Annotated in this window: 23 protein-coding genes; 8 read left to right on the forward strand and 15 right to left on the reverse strand. The window is 70.8% G+C overall.

All coding sequences use genetic code 11. From position 1 onward, the window contains the following. Both AB0N14_RS15115 and AB0N14_RS15120 read right to left on the reverse strand, forming a co-directional pair. Positions 1–1,023 carry an oxidoreductase gene (locus AB0N14_RS15115; RefSeq protein ID WP_366026082.1) on the reverse strand — a complete coding sequence of 341 codons (1,023 nt, stop codon included), beginning with the start codon at positions 1,021–1,023 and terminating at the stop codon, positions 1–3. A gap of 129 nt (positions 1,024–1,152) precedes the next feature. Next, positions 1,153–3,105, reverse strand: a complete 1,953-nt coding sequence (locus AB0N14_RS15120) for a Xaa-Pro dipeptidyl-peptidase (RefSeq protein ID WP_366026083.1) — start codon at positions 3,103–3,105, stop codon at positions 1,153–1,155. Between the two features lie 280 nt (positions 3,106–3,385). On the opposite strand from AB0N14_RS15120, the gene AB0N14_RS15125 reads away from it, so the two are divergent. Further along, a complete protein-coding gene (locus AB0N14_RS15125; protein ID WP_366026084.1) occupies positions 3,386–4,879 on the forward strand; it encodes a M1 family metallopeptidase in 1,494 nt (497 codons plus the stop codon). Between the two features lie 135 nt (positions 4,880–5,014). Here the strand turns inward: AB0N14_RS15125 and AB0N14_RS15130 are convergent, their stop codons facing one another. From AB0N14_RS15130 to AB0N14_RS15160, 7 genes are all read right to left on the reverse strand, one after another. Beyond that, the gene (locus tag AB0N14_RS15130; protein WP_366026085.1) at positions 5,015–6,481 is read right to left on the reverse strand and encodes an amino acid permease; all 1,467 of its coding nucleotides are present in this window, start codon (positions 6,479–6,481) and stop codon (positions 5,015–5,017) included. Positions 6,482–6,738: 257 nt separating this feature from the next. Then, positions 6,739–8,919: a 3-hydroxyacyl-CoA dehydrogenase NAD-binding domain-containing protein gene (locus tag AB0N14_RS15135; RefSeq protein WP_366026086.1), complete on the reverse strand. Its 2,181-nt coding sequence runs from the start codon at positions 8,917–8,919 to the stop codon at positions 6,739–6,741. A 49-nt stretch (positions 8,920–8,968) separates the two neighbouring features. After that, positions 8,969–10,183: an acetyl-CoA C-acetyltransferase gene (locus AB0N14_RS15140; protein ID WP_366026087.1), complete on the reverse strand. Its 1,215-nt coding sequence runs from the start codon at positions 10,181–10,183 to the stop codon at positions 8,969–8,971. Positions 10,184–10,186: 3 nt separating this feature from the next. Continuing rightward, entirely contained in the window at positions 10,187–11,380 is a 1,194-nt protein-coding gene (locus AB0N14_RS15145; RefSeq protein WP_366026088.1) for a CaiB/BaiF CoA-transferase family protein, read from the reverse strand. A gap of 197 nt (positions 11,381–11,577) precedes the next feature. Beyond that, positions 11,578–11,724 carry a hypothetical protein gene (locus AB0N14_RS15150; protein ID WP_366026089.1) on the reverse strand — a complete coding sequence of 49 codons (147 nt, stop codon included), beginning with the start codon at positions 11,722–11,724 and terminating at the stop codon, positions 11,578–11,580. Positions 11,725–11,787: 63 nt separating this feature from the next. Further along, positions 11,788–12,486, reverse strand: a complete 699-nt coding sequence (locus tag AB0N14_RS15155) for an endonuclease V (protein ID WP_366026090.1) — start codon at positions 12,484–12,486, stop codon at positions 11,788–11,790. A gap of 34 nt (positions 12,487–12,520) precedes the next feature. Next, entirely contained in the window at positions 12,521–12,844 is a 324-nt protein-coding gene (locus tag AB0N14_RS15160) for a plasmid stabilization protein (RefSeq protein ID WP_200420360.1), read from the reverse strand. 290 nt (positions 12,845–13,134) lie between these two features. Between AB0N14_RS15160 and AB0N14_RS15165 the strand changes: the two genes are divergently transcribed. Beyond that, positions 13,135–13,551, forward strand: a complete 417-nt coding sequence (locus AB0N14_RS15165; protein ID WP_366026091.1) for an SsgA family sporulation/cell division regulator — start codon at positions 13,135–13,137, stop codon at positions 13,549–13,551. Positions 13,552–13,662: 111 nt separating this feature from the next. Here AB0N14_RS15165 and AB0N14_RS15170 read toward each other — a convergent pair whose 3' ends face one another. Beyond that, complete coding sequence (locus tag AB0N14_RS15170) at positions 13,663–14,505, reverse strand: isocitrate lyase/phosphoenolpyruvate mutase family protein (RefSeq protein ID WP_366026092.1); 843 nt, start codon at positions 14,503–14,505, stop codon at positions 13,663–13,665. Positions 14,506–14,876: 371 nt separating this feature from the next. Here AB0N14_RS15170 and AB0N14_RS15175 point away from each other — a divergent pair, with 371 nt between their 5' ends. The 4 genes from AB0N14_RS15175 (at position 14,877) to AB0N14_RS15190 (ending at position 19,269) form a co-directional block, all read left to right on the forward strand. Continuing rightward, positions 14,877–16,505, forward strand: a complete 1,629-nt coding sequence (locus AB0N14_RS15175) for an ABC-F family ATP-binding cassette domain-containing protein (RefSeq protein ID WP_366026093.1) — start codon at positions 14,877–14,879, stop codon at positions 16,503–16,505. Between the two features lie 107 nt (positions 16,506–16,612). Continuing rightward, complete coding sequence (gene ddaH / locus AB0N14_RS15180) at positions 16,613–17,389, forward strand: dimethylargininase (protein WP_366026094.1); 777 nt, start codon at positions 16,613–16,615, stop codon at positions 17,387–17,389. Positions 17,390–17,611: 222 nt separating this feature from the next. After that, positions 17,612–18,586, forward strand: coding sequence for an acyl-ACP desaturase (locus tag AB0N14_RS15185; RefSeq protein WP_366026095.1), 975 nt, complete (start codon positions 17,612–17,614; stop codon positions 18,584–18,586). Positions 18,587–18,801: 215 nt separating this feature from the next. Then, positions 18,802–19,269, forward strand: a complete 468-nt coding sequence (locus AB0N14_RS15190) for a hypothetical protein (protein ID WP_366026096.1) — start codon at positions 18,802–18,804, stop codon at positions 19,267–19,269. A gap of 36 nt (positions 19,270–19,305) precedes the next feature. Here AB0N14_RS15190 and AB0N14_RS15195 read toward each other — a convergent pair whose 3' ends face one another. Continuing rightward, positions 19,306–19,521 (reverse strand): hypothetical protein, encoded by a 216-nt coding sequence (locus AB0N14_RS15195; RefSeq protein ID WP_181139054.1) that lies wholly within the window; start codon positions 19,519–19,521, stop codon positions 19,306–19,308. Between the two features lie 53 nt (positions 19,522–19,574). Beyond that, on the reverse strand, positions 19,575–19,865 hold the full coding sequence (locus AB0N14_RS15200; protein WP_366026181.1) for a WhiB family transcriptional regulator: 291 nt from the start codon (positions 19,863–19,865) through the stop codon (positions 19,575–19,577). A gap of 338 nt (positions 19,866–20,203) precedes the next feature. Here AB0N14_RS15200 and AB0N14_RS15205 point away from each other — a divergent pair, with 338 nt between their 5' ends. Further along, positions 20,204–21,004: a VOC family protein gene (locus AB0N14_RS15205; RefSeq protein ID WP_366026097.1), complete on the forward strand. Its 801-nt coding sequence runs from the start codon at positions 20,204–20,206 to the stop codon at positions 21,002–21,004. A 205-nt stretch (positions 21,005–21,209) separates the two neighbouring features. Then, complete coding sequence (locus AB0N14_RS15210; protein ID WP_366026098.1) at positions 21,210–22,430, forward strand: glycoside hydrolase family 64 protein; 1,221 nt, start codon at positions 21,210–21,212, stop codon at positions 22,428–22,430. A gap of 8 nt (positions 22,431–22,438) precedes the next feature. On the opposite strand, the gene AB0N14_RS15215 is transcribed toward AB0N14_RS15210, so the two are convergent. The 3 genes from AB0N14_RS15215 to ligD all read right to left on the reverse strand — a co-directional run bounded on the left by AB0N14_RS15215 (position 22,439) and on the right by ligD (position 25,806). After that, entirely contained in the window at positions 22,439–23,476 is a 1,038-nt protein-coding gene (locus AB0N14_RS15215; protein WP_366026099.1) for a LacI family DNA-binding transcriptional regulator, read from the reverse strand. Positions 23,477–23,599: 123 nt separating this feature from the next. Next, the gene (locus AB0N14_RS15220; protein WP_366026100.1) at positions 23,600–24,550 is read right to left on the reverse strand and encodes a multicopper oxidase domain-containing protein; all 951 of its coding nucleotides are present in this window, start codon (positions 24,548–24,550) and stop codon (positions 23,600–23,602) included. A 209-nt stretch (positions 24,551–24,759) separates the two neighbouring features. Then, positions 24,760–25,806 carry a non-homologous end-joining DNA ligase gene (gene ligD / locus AB0N14_RS15225; protein WP_366026101.1) on the reverse strand — a complete coding sequence of 349 codons (1,047 nt, stop codon included), beginning with the start codon at positions 25,804–25,806 and terminating at the stop codon, positions 24,760–24,762. Between the last annotated feature and the right edge of the window lie 72 nt (positions 25,807–25,878).

Below are 25,878 nucleotides of genomic sequence, written 5' to 3' on the forward strand. Positions count from 1 at the left end.
TCACCGCGTCACGGCTTCCACCAGCACACTTCCCGACGTCCGCGCCACGAGGAACGCCTTGCCCTTCACCGCCTCGGGGTCAAGGGCGATACGGTGACGGCCCGGCTGAAGGACGCCGTCGAAGACCTCGCTGGTGTGGGTGCGGTAGAGGCGGTCGAGGCGGTGGGCGGTGAGACGTACACGGCAGGCGGAGGTCACCTCGACGTACGCCGCGCCGTCGCTCGCGGCCAGACCCGTCAGGCGGCGCTGCTGCACCGGGGCGCGGTCCAGCGCCTGTTCGATCTGGGCGACGAGCAGCGGGACGATCGGGGCGAGTCCGTCGACCTGGGCCACGTCGAGCCCGGCGTCCTCGAAGGAGCGGCGTACGGCGGCCCGTTCGTCCGCGGTGACCGCCCGGCCGAAGGCGACGGCACTGTACTGGCGCAGTTCCTCGGCGGGGACGCCGGTCGCGTCGCGGGTGATGTCGGCGCCGACGCCGATGGCGCGCAGGGCGGCGGCGAGCTTGGCGAGCACGGCGACACGGGCGCCGATCAGCAGCACGCGGCGTCGGGAGGTGGGGGCGCCGCCGTCCAGCAGCGCGCCCAGGGCGGCACGGTACTGGGCGCCGTGGAAGCGGAAGGGGCCGATGCCGTGGTAGCCGTCGAGTTCGGGATCGGCGGTGTCGTCGGTCTGCCAGGCGAAGTCCCGCCAGATGTAGTCGTCGCCGTCGCGTGCGATGACCGCGGTGACCGCTCCGCACGCCAGGTCCTCGCACTCGGGGCAGCCGTACAGGACGTACCTGCCGCCCGGCAGCGGCGCCCCGTTCTCCAGCAGCAGCCCGCGCACCTGCGCGGTGAAGATCGCGGGCGGTATGTCGGAGGCCAGCGGGGAGACGGCGTCCAGGTCGGAGAGCCGGTGCAGCAGCGGGTGTCCGTCGACGACGAAGTCCACGAAGTCCCGGTGCGCTTCGTAGTCGCCACCGGTGAGGACGGCACCGGCCCGCATGGCCGGTGCCAGGCCGAAGGTCGCGTATTCGGCAGACATGCCGTGAGTATCCCCACGCGGGGAGTGATGTGAGCACGGCAGGACGGATTCGGTCGGCGTACCGGGCGGGCGGGGGCGGCCGGGCCGTGGACCCGGCCGCCCGAGGCTGTGTCGGATGCCGTGCCACCGTCAGCGGCCGTCAGGGATGCGGTGGTCCCTGTGCGGGCTGCGCAGGCCGTACGGCGTTGTGGGCGCCGCAGTGGCCGACGTCGCCCCGGAGGTGGCGCCCGCGAACGCCGCGGCCCCTCCGACGAGCGGCACCCGGGCCGCCGTGCGGGACAGGTCGACGGTCAGGGTGGGCGTGGTGGACGGAGGGTCGATGAGGTCCTTGTCGGTGCCGGCGACGATCAGGGCCAGCCGGTGGCCCTTCGGGACGACGTGGTCGGTCGCGGCCAGGTCGAGCGTGATCGTGCAGGGCCTGCCCGGGGTCAGCGGGACGCCCTTCGCGTCCGAGGCGTAGTGGCCGAGGTCGGCCCAGCCGCGGCTGAACACCGTGGAGGTGACGTCCGTCTTCTTGGCCTGGGTGACCTTGAAGCAGGCGCTGTCGCCGGCCGTGCTCGCGCCCCAGCAGGTGCGGTCGGTGAGCGTGGTGATGCCCTCCGCGGAGTCGGCGTAGTCGCGGATCGTGTCGGGGCCGAGGTCGACGAGCACGGCGGACAGGTGGGCCGAGGAGGTGGTGGGCGTGACGGTGACGGTCACCGTGGAGGAGCCGGAGATCCGCAGGTCCTTCGACAGCGTCGGGGTGACGAACCCGGCCTTGTCCGGGGTGGACCGGTCGATGTCCGCGGCCCAGTCGGTCTCACTGAGCTGCGGGTCGTCGGTGAAGGTCTCGGTGCCGGTGCCGGAGCGCAGCCCGAGGGTGCCGACGCCGGCCCGGTCGCCGTGGCCGGGACGCAGCGTGGTCGTGGCCGTGCCGCGGAGCGGCCAGGCGGTGGAGGTGACCCACTGGTCGGGGTGGCGTTCGATGTCGGCCGTGGGCTCGCGGTCGACGCCGTTGTGGTAGCCGAGGAGTTCGTGGTCGAACCAGCGGTGCAGGGTGTCCACCCACTGGGCGCGCCGGTAGTCGAAGGGGTCGACGTGCCCGGTCTGCGAGAGCCAGATCTTGCGCTTGACGCCGTGCTGGGCAAGGGCGTTCCACCACTGGCCGAGGTGCTTGGTGCGCACGTTGAGGTCCTGCATGCCGTGCACGAGGAAGACGCTCGCCCGGACCTTGCCCGCGTCCTTCACGTAGTCGCGTTCGGTCCACAACGGTGTCCAGTCACCGGTGCGCGGCGCGCCGTCGACGAGTCTGTGCTGCACGGCGGCGCACTTGGCGCGGGCGTCGGGGCTCTCGACGTAGTTGGACAGCCAGTTGGGGCCGGAGTCGTACAGGGGTGCGCCCTTCGCGAAGTAGTAGTCGTACCACGAGGAGATGGCGCTGATCGGCACGATGGTCTTCAGGCCCTTGACGCCGGTGGCGGCGACTCCGTTGGCGATGGTGCCGTCCCAGCTCTTGCCGATCATGCCCGTGGCACCGTTGGTCCAGGTGGCGGTGGCGGGCGTGGTGCCGGTGCGGGCGGTGTAGGCCCTCGCCCGACCGTTCAGCCAGTCGATCACGGCCTTGGCGGACTGGATGTCAGAGCGGCCGCCCACGTCCACGCAGCCGTCGGAGCGATCGGTTCCGGCCAGGTCGACGCCGACGAAGGCGTAGCCGCGCGGCACGAAGTAGTTGTCGTAGAAGAGCGGCATCTGGACGACGTGGCCGCTGGCGTCGTAGGTCTTCTTCTGGCTCTCGTTGCCGCGCCCGCAGCAGGAGTAGTAGGGGCTGGCGTCCATGATGACGGGGACCTTGCGGCTCTGGGCCGCGGGTTCGCGGGGCCGGACGATGTCGGCGGCGACACGGTCGGACTTCCCGTCGCCGTCGCCGTCCAGGCCGGTGTCCACCCAGACGGACTCACGGATGGCGTTGTCGTACGAGTAGACGGGCCGGCTCTCCCGGGGCGCGCTGTGAGCGGCCGACGGGGTGAGGAAGACCGCCAGGAGCGCGGCGGTGGCCGCCGCCGCGAGCGGTCTGAAGGCTCTGAGGGGGGTGCTGATCCGCATGCGCGGGACGGTACCGGGATCAACTCGCGGGCAGAAGAGGGCATCTGAGGCACAGTCGGGTTCCGGCGGAGCCGGGAGGCCGGTGAGGCCCTATGAGGCCGGTGAGGCCGAACGGGGCCGGTGAGGCCGGATGAGGCCGGTGAGGCCGGATGAACGCGATGGCTCATGACGGCCGGATGGCGATCGTGTGACAGGGGGCGCCATGGACATGTCGGGGAACGCTGGGTCTGAATAGGCTCCGGACACAACAGACCTCGTGCCCCTACGACTTGGAGTTCTCGTGCACCGCAGACTCATCGCCCCGGGCGCACTGGCGGCGGCTTCCCTGTTGCTGGCGATCCCGGCATCGGCGGCCGCCTACCAGCCCGGTGCCCCGGGTATCGGCGATCCCTACTACCCGTACTACGGCAACGGCGGATACGACGTCTCCCACTACGACCTGCGACTTGCGTACCAGCCGAAGACGGACGAGCTGCAGGGCACGGCGACGATCCTGGCGCGGACGACACAGGACCTGTCGCGGTTCGACCTGGACTTCCTGCTGGATGTGAGCGAGGTGCGGGTGAACGGGGCGAAGGCGTCCTTCACCACCTCGGGCCAGCACGAGTTGGTGGTCACGCCCGCGAACCCGCTGCCGAAGGGCACGCCGATCACCGTCGTGGTCCGCTACAGCGGCGTGCCGTCCACCAAGAGCGCGTACGGCTTCACCACCTGGCACCGCACCCCGGACGGCGCGGTCGCCGCGGACGAGCCCGAGTCGGCGTGGTGGTGGTTCCCGAGCAACGACCACCCGAGCGACAAGGCGACGTACGACGTGTCGGTGGCCGTACCGGACGGCACGCAGGCGATATCCAACGGCACGCTGCAGTCGACGAGTTCCAAGCTGGGCTGGACTCGCTACAACTGGCGGGAGAACAAGCCTCAGGCGACGTATCTCGCCACCCTCGCGATCGGCAGGTTCGACATCACGACGAGCACCTCGGACGGCGGTGTCCCGGTCGTCAACGCCTACAGCAAGGACCTCGGCGACAACGACGGGGCCGCGCGGGCGAGCGTGGAGCGCACCGGGGAGATCGTCGACTGGCTCAGCGGCTACCTCGGGCCGTATCCGTTCAGCTCGGCGGGCGGCTATGTGCCGAACACGACCACCGGGTACGCGCTGGAGACGCAGACCCGGGTGTACTACAGCCCCAAGCAGTTCGCGAACGGCTCCAACACGTCCGTCGTGGTGCACGAGCTGGCGCACCAGTGGTACGGCGACGACGTGTCGCTGAAGGGCTGGAAGGACATCTGGATCAACGAGGGCTTCGCGCGGTACGCGCAGTGGCTCTGGTCGGAGCACGAGGGCGAGGGCACGACGCAGGAGCTGGCGGACTACGTGTACGCCTCGCACCCGGCCGACGACACCTTCTGGACGGTGAAGCCGGGTGACCCGGGGCCGGACAACCAGTTCGACATCGCGGTCTACGACCGGGGTGCGCTGGCCGTCCAGGCGCTGCGGAACGAGATCGGGGACGACGCGTTCTTCGCCGTCCTGAAGGGCTGGCCGAAGGATCACGCGTACGGCAACGCCTCGGTCGCCGACTTCCAGGCGTACGCGGAGAAGGTGTCCGGGAAGCCGCTCGGGGCGCTCTTCGACACCTGGCTGTTCCAGCCGTCGAAGCCGGCGGCACCGGCGGCGCGCGCCGCGTCTGTCGAACCGGCTCCGGCGGCCGTGACGCAGCCGAAGTCCTGGAAGAAGATCGAGGCGACGAACGCCGTGCACTCCGGCTGATCGGCGGCCCCCACCGGGGCCCCGACCGGCTCGCCGGGTCTCGCCGGTCCGAGGCCGGCTCCGCTACGTGGCCGTACGCGGAGCTCGGCCTCCGGCACGGCGCGCGACGCAGGCGCCGCTCCGGCCGCTGAGCGGTTACTCCGTGAGGTCGGTCAGTTCCTGGTTCGCGGTCTGTTCGATGCGGCGGCGCAGTGCGAACCAGCCGCCGACGAGCAGGGCCGCGATCACGGGGATGAGCAGCAGGGTCTTGCGGCCGACCTCGGGGTCGTTCCACATCAGGCCGAGGCAGACCAGCAGGAAGGCGATCGTCGCGATCTCCGTGACCGGGCTGCCGGGCAGCCGGAAGGACGGCCGGGTGACGTGGCCCGCCCGGGCGCGGCGGACGAAGACCAGGTGGCAGATCATGATGATCACCCAGGTGCTGACGATCCCGAGGGAGGCCACGTTCAGCACGATCTCGAAGGCCTGGCTCGGCACGAAGTAGTTCAGGCCGACGCCGATCACACAGACCGCGCAGGTCAACAGGATGCCGCCGTAGGGCACCTGGCTGCGGTTCATCCGCGCCGTGAACTTCGGCGCGGAGCCCGCCATGGCCATGGAGCGCAGAATGCGGCCGGTGGAGTACAGGCCGGAGTTCAGCGAGGACATCGCGGCGGTGAGGACGACCAGGTTCATCACGTCACCCGCGCCCTGGACACCGATCTTCGACAGCACGGTGACGAAGGGGCTCTGGTCCCCGGAGTAGACCGAACCCGGCAGCAGCAGTGCGAGCAGCACCACCGAGCCGACGTAGAACAGACCCACACGCCACATGATCGAGTTCACGGCGCGCGGCACGACCTTCTCGGGCTCCGCGGTCTCGCCCGCCGCGACGCCCACCAGCTCCAGGGCCGCGTAGGCGAAGATCACGCCCTGCATCACCAGGACGACGGGCATGAGCCCGTGCGGGAAGATCCCACCGTGGTCGGTGATCACGCCGAGACCGGGCGTGCGGCCGTCCACCTCGTGCCGCGTGGCCAGCAGGAAGATGCCGACGAACATGAAGGCCACCAGCGTGGCGACCTTGATGATCGCGAACCAGAACTCCATCTCGCCGAAGATCTTCACCGAGATCAGGTTCACCGCCAGCACGACCGCGAGGGCGATCAGGGCGAGCACCCACTGCGGGATGGAGGTGAAGAAGCTCCAGTAGTGGGTGTAGAGGGCGATGGCGGTGATGTCGGCGATACCGGTCGTCGACCAGTTCAGGAAGTACATCCAGCCGGCGACGTACGCGCCCTTCTCGCCGAGGAACTCGCGCGCGTACGAGACGAACGACCCGGACGACGGCCGGTACAGGACCAGCTCGCCGAGGGCGCGCACGACGAAGAAGGCGAAGACGCCACAGACCAGGTACGCCACCGCGAGGGCAGGACCCGCGTTGTGCAGCCGTCCTCCGGCACCGAGGAAGAGTCCGGTGCCGATCGCCCCGCCGATCGCGATCATGTTGATGTGGCGGGCTTTGAGGTCCTTGCTGTAACCGGCGTCGCCCGCGTCCGCGGGCGCCCGGGTCGCATCGGTGTCGGATGCAACCGCGGCCGTGTTCACGGCGTCCTTGCTCACGAGTGGATCTACTCTCTGGTACGCCCGGCGCTGGGGTGTGCGCGGGTTTCCGGATGGGGCTCGGTCCGGCCACCCCTGACGCGGCACAGACCAAGGCCTCACCTTCTCGCAGAGGCCGATATCCATGCGATGGCGCACGTCACAGAGCGGGACTTCTCACATCTTCACCACATGGGCGTCGCAGAGTGGTCATAAAGGCACGGCGGGGGACCCGTGCAGGACTCCTGGCCCCGGGCCCCCGGCCGTCGTGCACCGTCTCAGTGAGCGTCGGTGAACCGCTCCCCCTTCTCCGCCTTCTCCACCAGCAGCGCGGGCGGCGTGAACCGCTCGCCGTACCGCTCGGCCAGCTCCCGGGCGCGGGCCACGAAGCCGGGCAGGCCTCCCTCGTAGCCGTTGATGTACTGCAGGACGCCGCCGGTCCAGCCGGGGAAGCCGATTCCGAAGATCGAGCCGATGTTGGCGTCGGCGACGGAGGTCAGCACGCCTTCCTCGATGAGCCGGACGGTGTCCAGCGCCTCCGAGAACAGCATGCGCTCCTGCATGTCCCGGAAGGGGATCTGGTACCCGGGCTCGGTGAAGTGCTCCCGCAGGCCCGGCCACAGCCGGCCGCGCCTGCCGTCGTCGCCGTACTCGTAGAACCCGGCGCCGCCGCTGCGCCCGGTGCGGCCGAACTCGTCGACCATGCGGTCGATGACGGCCTCCGCCGGGTGCGGTGTCCAGGTGCCGCCCGCCTCCTCGACGGCCCGCCTGGTCTCGTTGCGGATCTTGCGCGGCAGGGTGAGCGTCAGCTCGTCCATCAGGGACAGCACCTTCGCCGGGTAGCCCGCCTGGGCCGCCGCCTGCTCGACGGACGCCGGCTCGATGCCCTCGCCGACCATCGCGACGCCCTCGTTGATGAAGTGGCCGATGACACGGGAGGTGAAGAAGCCGCGCGAGTCGTTGACCACGATCGGAGTCTTGTTGATCTGGCGCACCAGGTCGAAGGCGCGCGCCAGCGCCTCCTCACCGGTCCGCTTGCCCCTGATGATCTCGACCAGCGGCATCTTGTCGACCGGCGAGAAGAAGTGCAGCCCGACGAAGTCGGACTGCCGCTCCACACCTTCCGCGAGCGCGGTGATCGGCAGGGTCGAGGTGTTGGAGCACAGCAGCGCGTCGGGCTCGACGACGTTCTCGATCTCCTGGAACACCTTGTGCTTGAGCGCCGGGTCCTCGAACACGGCCTCGATGACGGCGTCGCAGCCCGCGAGGTCGGCGGCCTCGGCGGTGGGAGTGATGCGGGCGAGCAGCGCGTCGGCCTTCTCCTGGGTCGTACGCCCCTTGGAGACCGCCTTGGCGCACAGCTTCTCGGAGTAGCCCCTGCCCTTGACGGCCGCCTCCATGGAGACGTCCTTCAGGACGACCTCGACGCCCGCGCGGGCGCACGCGTAGGCGATGCCCGCGCCCATCATTCCGGCGCCGAGGACGGCCACCTTGCGGACCTGGCGCGGTTCGACGCCCTTGGGGCGGTTGGCGCCCGAGTTGACGGCCTGGAGGTCGAAGAAGAACGCCTGGATCATGTTCTTCGCGGTCTGCCCGGTGACCAGCTCGGTGAAGTAGCGCGCCTCGATGGTCAGGGCGGTCTCGAAGTCGACCTGGGAGCCCTCGACGGCCGCCGCGAGGATGTTGCGCGGGGCCGGGTAGGGGGCGCCGTTCAGCTGCTTCTTCAGGTTGGCCGGGAAGGCGGGCAGGTTGGCGGCGAACTTCGGGTTGGACGGCGTACCGCCCGGGATCTTGTAGCCGGGCTTGTCCCACGGCTGGTGTGACTCGGGGTTCGCGTCGATGAAGGCGCGGGCCTTGGCCATCATCTCCTCGGGGGTGGCGGCGACCTCGTGCACGAGACCGTTCTCCAGCGCGCGCCGGGGCGAGTACTGGGTGCCCTGGAGCAGCACCTTCAGCAGGGCGTCGGCGATGCCCATCAGGCGCACGGTGCGGGTGACGCCGCCGCCCGCCGGGAGCAGCCCCAGGGTGACCTCGGGAAGGCCGATCTTGGAGCCGGGGGCGTCGAGGGCGATGCGGTGGTGGGAGGCGAGCGCGATCTCGTAGCCGCCGCCGAGGGCCGCGCCGTTGAGGGCGGCGACGACCGGCTTGCCGAGGGTCTCGATACGGCGCAGGGAGTTCTTGATCGCCACACCGGTCTCGAACGCCTGCTGGGCGTCCTCGGGGCCGGCCTTGATCATGTCCTTGAGGTCGCCGCCCGCGAAGAAGGTCTTCTTGGCGGAGGTGTAGATGATGCCGCGGATGGAGTGCTTCTCGGCCTCGGCCCGCTCGGCGATCGCCGCGATCGACTCCTTGAACGCCTGGTTCATGGTGTTCGCGGACTGGTTCGGGTCGTCGAGGACGAGGGTGACGACGCCGGTGTCGTCCTGCTCCCAGCGGATGGTGGTGGACTTTGTGCTCATCGGGGTGCTCCGTAAGGTCCGTTCGATCCGTTCGATCCGTTGGGGAAGGTCAGACGCGTTCGACGATCGTCGCGATACCCATGCCGCCGCCCACGCACAGCGTGGCCAGCCCGTACCGCTTGTCCTGCCGCTCCAATTCGTCCACCAGCGTGCCGAGGATCATCGCGCCGGTCGCCCCGAGCGGGTGGCCGAGCGCGATGGCGCCGCCGTTGACGTTGACCTTGTCCAGGGGCAGCCCCATGTCCTTGGCGAAGCGCAGCACGACCGCGGCGAACGCCTCGTTGATCTCGACGAGGTCGATGTCGTCGATCGTCAGCCTGGCCTTGGCGAGGGCCTTGCGGGCGGCGGGCGCGGGTCCGGTCAGCATGATCGTCGGCTCGGAGCCGGAGACCGCCGCGGACACGATCCTGGCCCGGGGCCGCATCCCGTACCGCTCGCCGGCCTCCTTGGAGCCGATGGCGACCAGGGCCGCGCCGTCGACGATGCCGGAGGAGTTGCCCGCGTGGTGGACGTGGTCGATCTGCTCGATCCAGTGGTACTTCTGCAGCGCCACCGCGTCGAAGCCGCCCAGTTCACCGATGTCCGCGAACGACGGCTTGAGCCCCGCGAGCGAGTCGGCGGTGGTGCCGGGCCGCATGTGCTCGTCGTGGTCGAGGACGACGAGACCGCTGCGGTCCTTCACCGGGACCACGGAGCGGTCGAAGCGGCCGTCCTTCCACGCCGCCGCCGCCCGCTCCTGGGACAGCGCCGCGTACTCGTCGACGTCCCTGCGGGAGAAGCCCTCGATGGTGGCGATGAGGTCGGCGCCGATGCCCTGCGGCACGAAGTTGACGGTCATGTTGGTCATCGGGTCGGCGAACCAGGCGCCGCCGTCCGAGGCCATCGGGACCCGGGACATCGACTCGACGCCGCCCGCGAGCAGCAGGTCCTCCCAGCCCGAGCGGACCTTCGCGGCGGCCAGGTTGACCGCTTCGAGACCGGACGCGCAGAAGCGGTTCTCCTGGACGCCGGCCACCGTGTCGGGCAGTCCGGCGGCGATCGCTGCGATCCGGGCGATGTCGGAGCCCTGGTCGCCGACCGGGCTCACCACACCGAGCACGATGTCGTCGATCGCGGCGGGGTCGAGATCGGGAAAACGCCGCCGCGTCTCGTGGATGAGCCCGACCACCAGGTCGATGGGCTTGGTGCCGTGCAGGGCGCCGTTGGACTTGCCGCGCCCGCGCGGGGTGCGGATCGCGTCGTAGACGTACGCTTCGGTGCTCAACTGTCAGCCTTTCGAGGAGGGTCGGCCGGGCAGGCGCGGCTCGGGAGGGTCGAAAGCTTCATCGGCCGCCGCCCCGAGGAGTCGCGGCACGTCCCAGTCGCGGGCGACGTCCTCGGTGTCGGCGCCGGGCTGCGCGGGCCCGCCGTGCACCGCCGTATGGGTGACCGAGAAGCGGGGCGCGGGCGCCGGCTGGGTGATGCCGCCGTGGTCGGTGAAGGTGCCGCGGGCGGCGAGGTGGGGGTGTGCCGGCGCCTCCCGCAGCGACAGGACGGGCGCCACGCACGCGTCGGAGCCTTCGAAGACGGCGGTCCACTCGTCGCGCGTGCGGGTCTTGAAACGGGCCGCGACCAGCTCCCGGAGTTCACCCCACCGGGCGACGTCCTTGCGGGCCGGGGCCCGGTCCGCGATCCCCAGCAACTCCACGAACTCCCCGTAGAACTGCTCTTCAAGGGCGCCCACCGCCATGTACCGGCCGTCGGCCGTCTCGTAGGTGCCGTAGAACGGGCAGCCTCCGTCGAGCAGGTTGGCGCCGCGCCGGTCCTGCCAGCCCCCGGCGGCGAGCATGCCGTGGATCATCGAGGCCAGGTGGGCGGCTCCGTCGACGATGGCGGCGTCCACCACCTGGCCGGTTCCGGTCGCGCGGGCGTGGTGGAGGGCGGCGAGGACGCCGACCACGAGGTAGAGCGCACCTCCCGCGTAGTCGCCGACGAGGTTCGCGGGGATCGCGGGCGGCGCGTCCGGGGCGCCGATCATGCCGAGCGTGCCGGTGAGCGCGATGTAGGCGATGTCGTGTCCGGCGCGCGGGGCGAGCGGGCCTTCCTGGCCCCAGCCGGTCATCCGGCCGTAGACGAGCCGGGGGTTGCGGGCGTGGCAGGTCTCCGGGCCGACGCCGAGGCGCTCCGCGACGCCCGGGCGGTAGCCCTCGATGAGGATGTCGGCGCGTTCGGCCAGATCCAGGACTCGGGCCGGGCCCTCCTCGGTCTTCAGGTCGACGATCACCGAGCGCTTGTTGCGGTTGGTGACGTCGTACTCCGGGTCGACGGCGAGCCCCGAGCCGTTCGGCCGGTCCACCCGGACCACGTCGGCGCCGAGGTCGGCGAGGAGCATGCCGGCGAACGGGCCGGGCCCGATACCGGCCAGCTCGACGACGCGCACGCCGGCGAGAGGGCCCTGCCCCGGCGTCCTTGCCACTGCCATCCGGCCCCCAGCTCCGTGACACACCCGATGCGAGATCGGCGTTGTTGAGAACGTGTTCCAGTACGGGGCACTATCCGATCGAGCAAGCGCTTAGTCAAGCACGGGCCCCGACCGTAAACTCTCCGTATGCACATTCTCGCCTCACAGTAGCCGCCGCCACCGACAGCGGCGCGGGAGGGAGCAATCGCCGGCCGGCGTCAGGAGCCCCACTCCAGGACCGTGACGACCATCCCGACGATCCAGGCGAGTCCCGCGAGAGCGGCGAGCAGCAGAGCGGCCGTCACGGCACGCTCGACCGGCTGGGCGGGTTGGCTCACGGTCTTGGGCGCACGGTGTGTCGTCATGCGTCCCACTCCTGCCGATCACGGGGGTGCGGCCACATCCGTACACGTACTCAGGCGCCGTACTCAGGCCGCGGACCCGACGGCCTCCTTGAGGGCGCGCCGGCACAGGCTGTCGGCGCGCCGGGTGGACTCGGTGATGCGGTACACCGGGGCGAGCGCGAGGGTGTGCGCGCAGGCGGTGTCGAGGCCGACCCGGTGCCCCACGGAGACGAACACCGGCTTGACGCCCGCCTGGGTGCGCAGGGCGCTGCCGACCTCGTCGTTGCCCCCGAGAAGCGGGCTCCTGCTGCCGCGCTCGCTGCCCGGCTCCGCGTAGGTGAAGGTGAACGGGTTCTTGGCGACGCCGATCGTGGGCAGTCCGGTGAGAACGCCGAGGTGGCTCGCCAGACCGAACCGGCGCGGGTGGGCGAGGCCGTAGCCGTCACAGACGACCAGCCCGGGATCGCGATCCAGGACCTCCAACGCGGCCAGGACGGTGGGGATCTCCCGGAAGGCGAGCAGACCGGGAACGTACGGGAAGGAGACCTCGCCGACGGCCGTGGCCTCGGCGAGGGGCGTGAGCGTGCCCGCGTCCAGGACGACGGCCGCCGCCGTGACCACGCCGCGCTCGTCGTCGTAGGCGACGTCGACCCCCGTGACGGGGCCGGTCCCGGGCGGCGGCCCCGGTTCGTCGAGGATCACCCGGCCGCGCAGCTCGTCCTGCACGGCACGGGCCTCTTCTTCGGTCGCGGGCCAGCCCGCGGGGGTGCGTACGGTGGTCATGGTGGTGACGAGCGTACGACCCCGCGGCCCGCCGTCACTTGCCCAGCGCGCGCTGCAGCTCGCTCTTGTTCATGTCCGAGCGGCCGCGGATGTTGCGCCGCTTGGCCTCCTCGTACAGCTGGTCGTACGTCTGCCCCTGGGAGCCCTTGCCCGAGCGCTGTCCGCCGCGCTTGGCGGACGACTTGTCCTGGGTGGACGTGCGGCTCGCGGTCTTGGACTCACCGGAACGGGCGCGCTCCTTGTTCACGGTCCGCGCCGCGATCTCCTTGGCGCGCCCCTCGCTCTCCCCACGGTCGCGCGCGCTCTCCTTGATGTGCTCGTACTGACGTTCCCGTTTGGGGCTCGAGCCGCGTGGCATGACCGTCACTTCCTCTCCGGATGCGGGTTCCCTACGAGTACCCCTTTCGCCGCGCTTCACCGTCAACGCCCGCCCGGGAACCGTACGCGCGTGCCCGGTGTCCTCTCCGGTGTCCCGGAGACCGCGGGACACCGGAGTGATCGCCCTCACCGTGCGCCGCCCGGTGGCATGGACTCGGTGACAGAGGTCACTCGCATTTCATGTGCACGGATTGGCCGATTCCATCGTCTCTTCAAGTGCCTGGCCTCATCCGCCCGAAGTCCGTCCAGCCGTCACAAGGGAGCAAGGCGTTGTCCACCGTCATCGAGCAGCCCGTGGAGGCCCGTCTCGTCGCTGCCGCGCCGCGTATGCCGAGCATTCCGGCCGTGCTCCACTACGACCGGCGCGACCCGTTCGCCGTCCGCATGACCTTCCCCGCCCCGGCCACCCTGGAGGGTGTGGAGGTGTGCTGGACCTTCGCCCGCGAACTCCTCACCGCCGGCCTGGAGGGCCCGGAGGGTCACGGGGACGTCCGGGTGCGGCCGTACGGCTACGAGCGCACCGTCCTGGAGTTCCACGCCCCGGAGGGCACCGCCGTGGTGCACGTCCACTCGGACGCGATCCAGAGCTTCCTGCGGCGGACCACCGAGTTGGTGCCGGTGGGTCTGGAGCATCTTCAGGTCGACCTGGACCACGACCTGGCGGAGCTGATGCGGGACGCGTGCTGAGCTCCTCGGTGCGCCCGCTCGCCCTCCTTCGGTTCGACGGCGCGTGCCCGCCGTCCGTGGCCGGTCGCGCCCACTCGGCGGAGCCGGACACGGTCACAACCCCGCGTCCCTTCAGGCCTTGTGACGGTTCCCGCCCAGCAGCCCGTTGAGCTCCCCGTAGTCGAGGCCGGCGGCCAGTGCGTCGTACGTTCCCGCGTCGAGCAGCTCCCGTGCGGCGCGGCGGACCAGCGCGTGGGCGGCCTGCGCGATGCCCGAGCCGACACTGACCCGGGCGACGCCGAGGGCGGCCAGTTCGGTGACCGTGGGCGCGCCCGGGCCGGCCATCACGTTCAGCGGGCCCTCGATGCCCTCGGCGAGCGCTTTCACGGTCCCCGGGTCGACGGCCCCGGGGACGAAGACGCCGTCCGCCCCGGCGGCGAGGAACGCGGCGGCCCGCTCCAGGGTCTCCTCCAGGCCTCCGGCGCCGCGCAGATACGTGTCCACGCGCGCGTTGACGAACAGCGGCACCCCGGCCGCCTCGGCGGCCTCGCGCCCGGCGGCGATGCGCGCCGCCTGCTCGGCGACCGGGCGCAGCGGGGCGCCGCCGCCGTACAGGCCGTCCTCGATGTTGACGCCGACGGCGCCCGCCGCCAGCACCGTCCTGATCGTGCCGCCGACGCCCGCGGCGTCTTCGGCGTACCCGGTCTCGATGTCCGCGCTCACCGGCACGGTCACCGCGTCCGCGATCCGGGTCAGGGCCGCGAGGGCGTCGCCGCCGGAGAGCCGGTCGCCGTCGGGGGCGCCCAGCTCCCAGGCGAGCCCGGCGCTCGTGGTGGCGACGGCCGCGGCCCCCGCGTCCTCGACGACCCTCGCGCTGGCGACGTCCCAGACGTTGGGCAGCACGAGCGGATGACCGGGCACATGCAGGGAACGGAAGGCGACGGCCTGCTCACGCGGCGAGGTCTTGTTCGTCATGCGGACGAGTCAACCAGCGGGCGGAGGCCGGTGGCTGGCGGAAATCCGACACGCGGGTAGGGGCGGGCGACGAGGGCGAGGGACCGGGGGCGCACTCCGCGCACTTAAATGCGTTGACGCTCTCCCGAGCCCCTCGTACGGTGTTCAACGCTTCTGTTGCCGCCGGGAGGAGAAGGACGTTGCTCGTCTGAGGTCTTGGGACACCGCGTCACACAGCACTGTCCGTGTCTGTGTGCGTCGCGTGCGACCTCGGCGTTCGAGCCGTCCTTTCCGTGCGGAGCTTCCTCTTCTCCCCGTTCGCGGACCGTCGCCTCATGCGGTGTCTCACACGCGTTGCCCGACACCCGCCCCTGAGCAACCGCGAGGCCCGTATGTCATCTTCCATCACCTGCACCTCCCTGACCTTCTCCTGGCCCGACGGCACCTCCGTCTTCGACGACCTCCAGGTCGCCTTCGCCCCCGGCAGGACCGGACTCGTCGGAACAAACGGGTCCGGGAAGTCCACCCTGTTGAAGCTGATCGCCGGTGAACTCACGCCGGCTTCGGGCACCGTGCGCGTCGCGGGAGAGGTCGGCCATCTGCCGCAGAACGTGACGCTCGACACCGCCCTGCGGGTCGACGAGGCCCTCGGGATCGCCGCCCAGCGCGCCGCGCTGCACGCCATCGAGGCGGGCGACGTGGCGGAGGAGCACTTCACGGCCGTCGGCGACGACTGGGACGTGGAGGAGCGCGCCGAGGCGATGCTCGGCGAACTCGGCCTCGGTCACATCGGGCTGGACCGCACCATCGGCGAGGTCTCCGGCGGCGAGTCCGTCCTGCTGCGGCTGGCCGCGCTGCTGCTGCGCCGCCCGGACGTGCTGCTGCTCGACGAGCCCACCAACAACCTCGACCTGTACGCGCGCAGACGGCTGTACGCGGCGGTGGAGGCGTGGCCGGGGCTCATGGTCGTGGTCAGCCACGACCGGGAACTCCTCGACCGCGTCGACCAGATCGCCGATCTGCGCGCCGGGGAGATCACCTGGTTCGGCGGCACCTTCTCCGCGTACGAGGAGGCACTGGCCGTCGAACAGGAGGCGGCCGAGCGCATGGTGCGCGTCGCCGAGGCCGATCTGCGCAAGCAGAAGCGCGAACTGGTCGACGCACAGGTGAAGTTGGCGCGCCGCAAGCGGTACGGGCAGAAGATGTGGGACAGCAAACGCGAACCGAAGATCGTCATGGGGGCACGCAAACGGGCCGCACAGGAGTCGGCGGGCAAGCACCGTCTCCTGCACGAGGAGCGGCTCGCCGAGGCCAGGGGAAGACTGGACGAAGCGGTGGAGGCGGTCCGGGACGACGACGAGATCCGCGTCGACCTGCCGTACACGGCGGTACCGCCGGGTCGGTCCGTCCTGACGCTCCGGGACCTGGAGCTGACGTACGGCGCCCGTGTGCGGGGCGGCCTGGAACTGCGCGGTCCCGAGCGGATCGCGCTGATCGGGCGCAACGGCGCGGGCAAGACCACGCTGCTGCGCACCATCGCGGCCGAGTTGGACCCGGTGGCGGGCGAGGCGACGGCGCATGTGCCGCTGCGCTTCCTGCCGCAGCGGCTCGACGTCCTCGACGACGGGCTGACGGTGGTGCAGAACGTGGCCCGGTTCGCACCCGCCGCCACCAACAACCGGGTCCGGGCACGCCTGGCCCGCTTCCTGTTCCGCGGCGCCCGGGCCGACCAGCCGGCCGGGACCCTGTCGGGCGGCGAGCGCTTCCGCGCCGCCCTGGCCGCGCTGATGCTCGCCGAGCCCGCGCCGCAGCTGCTGATGCTGGACGAGCCGACCAACAACCTCGACATGGCGAGCGTGCGGCAGCTCACCACGGCCCTGGAGTCGTACGAGGGCGCGCTGATCGTGGCGAGCCACGACCTGCCGTTCCTGGAGTCGATCGGCATCACACGCTGGCTGCTGCTCGACGGAGAGCTGAGGGAGACGACGCCGAAGGCCGTCGGGGAGCCCGACCGGCCCTGACCGGGGCGGCGCCTGGTCCGCACGGTGGCGGAACCCGGGGCTTTGTCCCCGGGTTCCGGCCCTGCATGATGGCGGGCGACATCATCAGCCGAGATGGAGTTCCGCACGTGCCCAGCAAGAAGGCCCTCATCCGCCGACCCAGCCCGCGCCTTGCCGAGGGGCTGGTGACCCACATCGAGCGGGAGAAGGTCGACGTCGATCGCGCGCTCGAGCAGTGGGAGGCGTACGCGCGGACGCTGCGCGAGCACGGCTGGGAGACGATCGAGGTGGAGCCGGCCGACGACTGCCCGGACTCGGTGTTCGTCGAGGACACGGTGGTGATGTACAAGAATGTCGCACTGATCACACGACCGGGCGCCGAGTCACGGCGCGAGGAGACGGCGGGCGTCGAGGAGGCCGTGGCCCGGCTGGGCTGTTCGGTGAACTGGATCTGGGAGCCGGGCACCCTCGACGGGGGCGACGTCCTGAAGATCGACGACACGATCTACGTCGGCCGCAGCGGACGCACCAACGCGGCCGCCGTCCAGCAGATGCGCGCGGTGTTCGAACCACTGGGCGCCCGGGTGGTCCCGGTGCCCGTCACCAAGGTGCTGCACCTGAAGTCGGCGGTCACCGCGCTGCCCGACGGCACCGTCATCGGCCATGTACCGCTGGTGGACAAGCCGTCGCTGTTCCCGCGCTTCCTTCCGGTGCCGGAGGAGTCCGGAGCGCACGTCGTGCTGCTCGGCGGCGACAGGCTGCTCCTGTCGGCCGGCGCGCCGAAGACGGCGGACCTGCTCGCCGACCTCGGTCATGAACCGGTCCTGGTGGACATCAGCGAGTTCGAGAAGCTCGAGGGATGTGTGACGTGCCTGTCGGTGCGGCTGCGGAAGTTGTACGACTGACCTGCTGAAGCGGCCACCCGTTCGCCCCCGTCGTCCCCGTGGACCTCGCGCCGGCGGGGACTTCCGTATGCCGGACAGAGCCTCCCCCTTGGGGTCTTCCGGGCGTACGGGCAGGGCTTTTACAGCGCGCTTAACCTACGGATTCGTAGCCTACGATACCGTAAGTTCGTGGCACCGCTCGCCGGCTGCACCGCTGCTCCTCCCCGTCTCCCTGGAGTTCCTGTGACGATCGCCTCCCCCCACCTCGGCAGCCCCTCTGTCTGGACCGACGCGCGGCTGCTGTACGCCCTGGAGGAAGTGGTCGAGAACGAGCTGAACCGGCATCTGAAGGTCGCCAAGGACTGGATGCCGCACGAGTACGTCCCCTGGGGCGACGGCCGCAACTTCCCGGGCTTCTTCGAGGACGGCGTCGCCTGGGAGAAGGAGCAGTCGAAGGTCACCGACATCGGCCGGATCGCGCTGGTCGTCAATCTTCTGACGGAGGACAACCTCCCCAGCTACCACCACGAGATCGCCACACTGTTCGGCCGCGACGGCGCGTGGGGCACCTGGGTGCACCGCTGGACGGCGGAAGAGGGCCGGCACGGCATTGTGATGCGGGACTACCTGCTCGCCTCCCGCGCGGTCGACCCCGACCAGCTGGAGCGTTTCCGCATGGCGCACATGAGCGAGGGCTTCGAGTCGGACAACCGGCACTCGATGCTGCACTCCGTCGCCTACGTCGCCTTCCAGGAACTGGCCACCCGCATCTCGCACCGCAACACCGGCCACCAGTCCGGCGACCCGGTCTGCGACCGGATGCTGGCCCGCATCTCGACCGACGAGAACCTGCACATGGTGTTCTACCGGAACCTGCTGAAGGCCGCGTTCGAGATCGCGCCCGACCCGACCATGCAGGCGGTGCGGGACGTCGTGGTGGGCTTTCGCATGCCCGGCCACGGCATCCCCGGCTTCGAGCGTGCCGCCGCGCAGATGGCGATCGGCGAGGTCTACAACCTGCGCATCCACCACGACGACGTACTCCAGCCGGTGCTCCGCTTCCTGAAGGTCCTCCAGATCGACGGCCTGGGCCCCGAAGGCCTCCGGGCTCAGGAGGAACTCGGCCTGTTCATGGACGGCCTCGACAGCGAGGCCACGCGGTTCGACGAGAAGCTGGCCGCGCGCAAGGCCCGGATGGCGGCCAGGGCCGAGGCGTAACCGCGTCGGATACCCGCATCGGATACCTGCATCCGAGTCCGTATCCGCCTCCGGATCCGCCGCAAACGCCACGTCGCGCCACCCTGTTCGCCGCACTGAAGCATCCCTCAGGATGCATATGCCGGGTGGACGTCCGCGCGGGGCAACCCGCCCGGCCTGTCCCTGTCGTACGCCTGGTCGGGCCGGTCGGGCCGGGTGGCGCCCCTGGAGCGGTCATGACGAATGCGATGTGGATGCGAGGCGTCCAGTGGCTGGCCGCCGCCGCACCGGACCCGCACGCCTGCGCACAGCAGTGGGAGCGGGGCGACGGCACGGTGCTGCTGGAGGCCGGACGCCACTGGGACGTGGTGAGCGTTCCGCGCCGGCTGGGGCTGCTCGCCCTGGACATCCTGTGGGACGACCCGCTGCGGACACCCGGACCGACGTTGGTGGACTCGGCGGCGCTCAGGGTGGGTTTCTTCGTGCCACCGGATCCGCCCGGTCACTGGACCGGCGCCGGGCTCCGCCATGCGAGCAGGGGGGCCTGGGTCGCCGTGCCCCCGCCGTACCGGCCCGCCGGTTCCCTGGAGTGGATCGTCGCGCCCGACGGAAGCGGGCTGCTGCATTCCCCGGTCGTCCTGCGACGGGCGCTGCGCCGGGCGGGCGAGACGCTCGCCGTGCTGGCAACGGTCAGCGAGGACTGACCCCGGGCCACCCCCCGGTCACAGGGCTCCCGGGTCCTAGGCTGCCTCGTAGTGGTGGGCGTCCGCGCCGCGCCACTTCACCCACGCCGGATCGTCGAGCAGGTCCTCGGCGTCGGGCAGCCCGGCCCGGCCGAGGAACTCGATCACGTCCTCGTCCGAGAACGCCACCCCCAGGCTCTCTCCGCGCGCGGTCACCCGGCGGCCGCCGGTGCCCGACGGCGGATGAACGATGACAGGAGCCCGTCCGGACATGTCTCCAGCATCGTCCCGGGCGTCCGGCCGCGCATCCGGACGGCTGAGCCCTCTCAGTTGCTGTCCGGCGTCCGCCTCAGCTGCAGCCGCTCCTTCTCGGACAGCCCGCCCCAGACGCCGAACCGTTCGTCGTGGGTGAGCGCGTGTTCGAGACACGCGGCACGGCTCTCGCACAGCCCGCAGATACGCTTCGCCTCCCGCACCGAACTGCCCGGCTCGGGGAAGAAGAAATCGCTCCCCGTCTGCGCACAGAGCGCCTGGTCCTGCCAGGGGATGTCGGACGCGATGATCGCTTCGATGTGCATGGCCGAGATCGTGCCGCGCGGCGAAAAACGTTCGATCAACACGTGATCAACGGCGGACCGGCCGCCCCCCGGGGCCTCCCGCGACCGGGGACGACGCCTTACGAGCTCGCAGGGCTCGACGTCGTGCGGCACGGCGTCGTGTGGCACGGCGTCGTGGGGCTCACGGCCTCGTACGGCTCCCGTCCTCGTACGGCTCCCGATGATGGCCTCGCCTGGCGGTGCCGCGCACGGCGGCGCGCCGAGACAACCGTGACGAGAGCGCACCCTGCCGATACACATCGGCACAGGAGCCCGCCGCGTCATTCCGGCGGCGATTGTCAGTGGGGGATGGAAGACTCGGCAGAGCAGGCCCCGGGAACCCTCGAAGGAGGGCAGAGATGCTCACCACCCGTTTCGTCAACGGCGCTCCGAACTGGCTCGACATCGGCACCCCGGACATCGACGGCGCCCAGTCCTTCTACGGCGGTCTCTTCGGCTGGCAGTTCCAGTCGGCGGGCCCCGACGCCGGCGGCTACGGCTTCTTCCAACTGTCCGGCAGGACCGCGGCCGGCGGCATGCAGACCACCCCGGAGCAGGGGCCGCCGTCCTGGACCGTCTACTTCCAGAGTGCCGACGCGGAGGCCACCGCCAAGGCGGCCGAGCAGTCCGGTGGCAGCGTGCTCATGCGGCCGATGGACGTGATGGGTGAGGGCCACATGGCCGTCCTCGCCGATACGGCCGGCGTGCCGTTCGGCATCTGGCAACCGGGCCGTACCAAGGGCATCGAGGTGGCCGGCGACCCGGGCTCGCTGTGCTGGGTCGAGCTGTACACGCCGGACATCGCCCGAGCCGCCGCGTTCTACCGCCAGGTGCTCGGCTGGGAGACCGAGGGCGTCCCCTTCCCCGGCGGCACGTACACGTGCATCAACCCGGAGGGCGGCGGCCGGGACGACATGTTCGGCGGCCTGGTCCCGCTGGCCGACGACCCCACGGAAGCGGAGGCCGGTGCGCACTTCCTGCCGTACTTCGAGGTCACGGACACGGACGCCACGGTGACCCAGGCGCAGGAGCTGGGCGGCAGCGTCCGGACGCCCGCGACGGACATCGAAGGGGTGGGCCGTATCGCCCGGCTCGCCGACCCGTACGGAGCCCGCTTCGCGGTGATCAAGAGCGCACCGCCGCAGCCGCAGCAGAGCTGACGCCGGTCGGTTCCGGGCGCGGTGCCTGAGTCCTTTTCGCACGCACCGCGCCCCGCCTTCCTTCCGCCCCAAAGGGGGTCCCCACGCTGTCACTTCTTGAACGCGAAAAATTTTTGAGAGCGCTCTCATTCATACCCTTGACGCTTCAACTCCTCCTGGGAACAGTGGGACCACTCCTCCTCCCCCACATCCCAGGAGCCCCCTCGTGATATCGCGCCGAGCGTTTCTGTCCGCGGCCACCGCGGCCGTCACCTCCCCCGCCTGGTCGGCCGCCCTCGCCCCCACCGCCGCCCAGGCAGCCCCCGCCACCTGCCAACTCGCCCTCCGCAATGCCTCGTTGCCCGGCACGGTCCGGGCGTACGTCACGGGACACGAGCAGTCGACCGGCAACTGGATGCTCCTGCGCGCCGACGGCAGCGTCTACCGGCCGGGCTCCCCCTCCGCGCCGCACACCCCGCTCCCCGTCGACTGTGCGATCCCCCTGGGCCCCGCGGGCTCGCCCCCCACCGTGCTGACGCTTCCCCAGATGTACGGTGCCAGGATCTACTTCGTGCGGGACGCCACCCTCGACTTCTTCCTCAACCCGGGCCCGGCCCTGGTGGAGCCCGCCTTCGCCACCCCCGCCGACCCCAACTACGGCAAGACCTGGTCGTTCTGCGAGTTCACCTTCAACTCGGCGCAGCTGTACGCGAACATCAGCTATGTCGACCTGGTGACCGCCCTCCCGATCGGACTCACCCTGGAGGGGGACGCCACCCACACCGTCGCACCGCTCCCCGACGGCGCCGTGGACAGGATCGCCTCGGCTCTCTCGGCCCAGGCCGCGAAGGACGGGCAGCCCTGGGACAAGCTGGTGATCCACGGCTCGGACGGCAAGGTGCTACGGGCCGTCTCCCCACAGAACCTGATGGCGCCGTACTTCGGCCAACCCGACCGGATGCCGTTCCGCGACCTGTGGACCGCCTACATCGACCAGGTCTGGGCGAAGTACCGCGCCACGGACCTGAGGATCGACCTCCAGGGCGGCCGGGGCGTGCTCACCGGCCGGGTCACCGGTGACGCGCTCACCTTCACGGGCGGGCACACCTTCTCCAGGCCCACTTCCAGGGACGTCTTCACCTGCGACCACGGGCCGTTCGCCAACAACCCGGGCGATCCGGACGACAGGAAGGCCCTCCTCGCGCGTCTCGCCGCCGGCTTCAACCGCTCGCTGATGCTCACCCACCCGTACCAGCCGAACGGCCTGACCAGCGCGGACTACTACCAGGGCGGGGTGACCAACCACTGGGCGCGCGTCGTGCACGCGAACTCGCCGATCGGGTACGCGTTCCCGTACGACGACGTGCGTCCGGACGGTCAGCCGGACGTGTCGGGGGCGGCGTACGACGGGAACCCACGCCGGTTCACGGTGACGGTCGGTTCATGACCGTGCCGTCACGCCGACGCCCGACGTACCAGCGTCGTCGGCAGCACCACGCTCGACGGCGCGCCGCCCACTCCCGGCTCGTCACCGCGCCGGTCCAGGCCCAGCAGCAGGAGTCGGGCCATCAAACGGCCCATCGTCTCGATGTCCTGGCGGACCGTCGTCAGCGGCGGGTCGGTCTGTTCGGCGACCGGCAGCATGTCGTCGAAGCCGATGACGGCGACGTCGTCGGGCACCCGGCGGCCCTCGGCGCGCAGCACCCGCAGGGCACCCGAGGCGCTCAGGTCGTTGGCGGCGAACACGGCGTCCAGGTCCGGGCAGCGGCCCAGCAGCTCCCGCATCGCCCGTTCGCCGCCCGCCGGCGTGAAGTCCCCCTCCACGACGAGCCCCGGGTCGGCGTCGACCATCACGTCGCGGAACCCGTCGAGCCGGTCCACTGCGGACGTCTGGTCGAGGGCGCCGGTGATGTGCGCGATGCGGCGGCGGCCGAGCCCCACAAGATGGCGCACGGCCTCGCGGGCACCGCCGCGGTTGTCACTGTCGACGTAGACGGCGCTGCGGGTGCCGCCGCCCCAGCCCGGCCGCCCACCGAACACGGTGGGCACCCCGGCCCGCTGCACCAGCTCGGGCAGCGGGTCGTCGAGGTGCAGCGAGAAGACGAGCGCGCCGTCGACGTGCCCGCCGGCGAGATAGCGGCCGACCCGGGCGTGGTCGGCGCGGCCCTCCGTCAGCAGCAGGACGAGCTGAGAGTCGTGGACCGTCAGTTCCTTGCTGATGCCGCGCAGTTGCAGGGCGAAGAAGGGGTCGGCGAAGACCCGGGTCTCCGGCTCGGCGATCACGACGGCGACCGCGTCGTGCCGCTTGGTGACCAGGCTGCGCGCGGCCTGGTTCGGCACGTACCCGAGTTCCTCCACGGCGCGGCGCACCCGCTCCACGAGGGGTTCGCGCACTCCGTCACCGCCGTTGACGACGCGGGACACCGTCGCCCGGGAGACCCCGGCCCGGGCAGCCACGGCCTCCAGCGTGGGGCGCGGCGCGGTCTCGGTCACGTGGGGCTCCTCCTCGGCGGTTGCCGATCAGGATAGCCCCGGCCGCCCCACCGCTGAGAGCGCTCCCAGGTCCAGGGCCTGTCTTTCGGATCAGGTCGGCCCTAACGCTCGTGATCAATACGCCTAGTGCCGGTGCTGAGACGAATCGTCGTACTCGGGGATCGTTCCGTCGTCTTTCCGCACGAGGAACAGTCCGTCCATCCCCTTGTCGGCGTGTCTTTGGACGTGGCAGTGGTACATCCACGCGCCCGCGCCGCCCGACTCGCCCGCGATGACCTGGAAGCCGAAGGAGGCACCGGGACCGACGACCCTGGTGTCGATGAGCTGGCTGGAGTCCTCGGGACCGGTGAGCAGTCCCGTGCGGTTGTCCGCCCACCGATGACCGTGCAGGTGGAACGTGTGGAAGTCGTCACCGTGCGTGATCACCACGAACTCGACGCGCTCCCCCACGATGGCCTCGAGTGTGGGTCCGGAGTGCCCCTTGCCGTTGTTGATCGACGTCTCGTTGAACACGATGGTGTGCGTGGTGTCGGGGAGGATGTCGCCCTGGCGGCGTACGATCAAGGCCGCGAACAGGCCCGCGCGTACGCCACCGGTGCCGTGCGGGGTGCCGACGGCATGGTCGTGGTAGTGCCAGTAGCCCGCGCTGCCCTCCCGATACGTGCCGTCCTTGCGGCGGCCGGGGGCGTGTGCCTTCCACACGTAGGTGCGTGTGCGGCCCGGTTTCACGAGACTTTTGGTGAGGTTCGTTCCATCGTTGCTGATCGTGTAGTCCACCCCGTGCACATGCAGGCCCGTCGAGACGTCCAGCCGGTTCTCGAACTCGATGTACAGCGTGTCGCCCTCGACCAGTTCGATCACCGGGCCCGGGATGGTCGCCTTCTTGCCTGCGAGGCCGTAGCCCATCCGTCCGTTACCGAGGTCCGCGGCGAAGAGTTTGATGTGCCTCTCCTTGCCACCGGCGGGCGCCGTCCGCGGCCCACCCTCGGCGAAAGCCTCAGGAGCAAGTGACAACGATGTCGCGACGGCGGCGCCACCGATCAGCATCCGCCGGTGGAAGCTGCGTCTGTCCATGCGGAACTCCCCATCCTCGTACGCAATTCATGGAGAAGAGCCGCTGGGCGAACAACGGACCGATAGCGGCACGGCGCGAGCTTATCCGCACAAAGGACAGATTCTTGGTATTGACGACATACCGATATATAAGTGTCGTGTGCGGGCGACGCCCGCGCCGGTCTGGGGGGCGTTCAGAACACGTCAGGTCAGGGGGACGTCAGGACACGTCAGGAGGCGGCCGGACTCTCAGGGGTCTCCGGCTTCCGCTCCCGCCGTGCCCGGCTCGGCTGCACGCGCTTCGGCTCGCCCGGCATCTTCGGGTACTCGGGCGGATAGGGCAGGTCGCCGAGCCCGTGGTCGTGTTCGTCGCGGCGGGCGAGTTCGAGGAGCGCCTCGAGGGAGAAGGCGTGGTCGTCCATGTCCGCGTGGACGTCACCCAGTTCGGCGAACCGGCGGGGCATGGTCGCGAGGTCGAAATCGCGGGGCTCCGCGTCGTCGACCTCCTCCCAGCGCAGTGGCGCCGACACGGGGGCGTGGGGCCTCGGGCGTACCGAGTAGGCGGAGGCGACGGTGCGGTCGCGGGCGGTCTGGTTGTAGTCCAGGAAGATCTTCTCGCCCCGCTCCTCCTTCCACCAGGCGATGGTCACGTGATCGGGCATCCGCCGCTCCATCTCGCGCCCGACGGCGATCGCGGCGCGGCGCACCTGGGTGAAGGTCCAGCGGGGCTCGATGGGCACGAAGACGTGCAGGCCGCGGCCGCCGGAGGTCTTGGGCCAGCCGCGCAGCCCGCCGTACTCGTCGAGGACGGCGCGCAGTTCATGGGCGGCACGCACCGCGTCGGCGTAGTCGGTGCCGGGCTGCGGGTCGAGGTCGATGCGCAGTTCGTCGGGGCGGTCGACGTCGGCGCGGCGCACCGGCCACGGATGGAAGGTGAGCGTGCCGTACTGCGCGGCCCAGACGACGGCGCCGGCCTCGGTCGGGCACATCTCGTCGGCGCTGCGGCCGCTGGGGAAGGTGATGTGCGCGGTGGGGATCCAGTCGGGCATGCTCTTGGGCGCCCGCTTCTGGAAGAACCACTCGCCGGTCACCCCGTCCGGGTAGCGCTCCAGGGTGGTGGGCCGGTCGCGCAGGGCGCGCAGGATGCCGGGCCCGACGGCCATGTAGTACTGCGCGAGGTCGAGCTTGGTGAAGCCGCGCTCCGGGAAGAAGACCTTGTCCGGGCTGGACAGCCGTACCGTCCGTCCCGCCACCTCCAGCTCCACCGCATCGCCCATGCGAGCCACGGTAGGCGCCCGCCCCCCTCCTCGCACACCGGGCGAACCGCCTCGCCGGGCAGCAGAATCGAA

The organism is Streptomyces sp. NPDC051104, from assembly GCF_040682835.1.
In the GTDB taxonomy this organism is placed as follows: domain Bacteria; phylum Actinomycetota; class Actinomycetes; order Streptomycetales; family Streptomycetaceae; genus Streptomyces; species Streptomyces cynarae.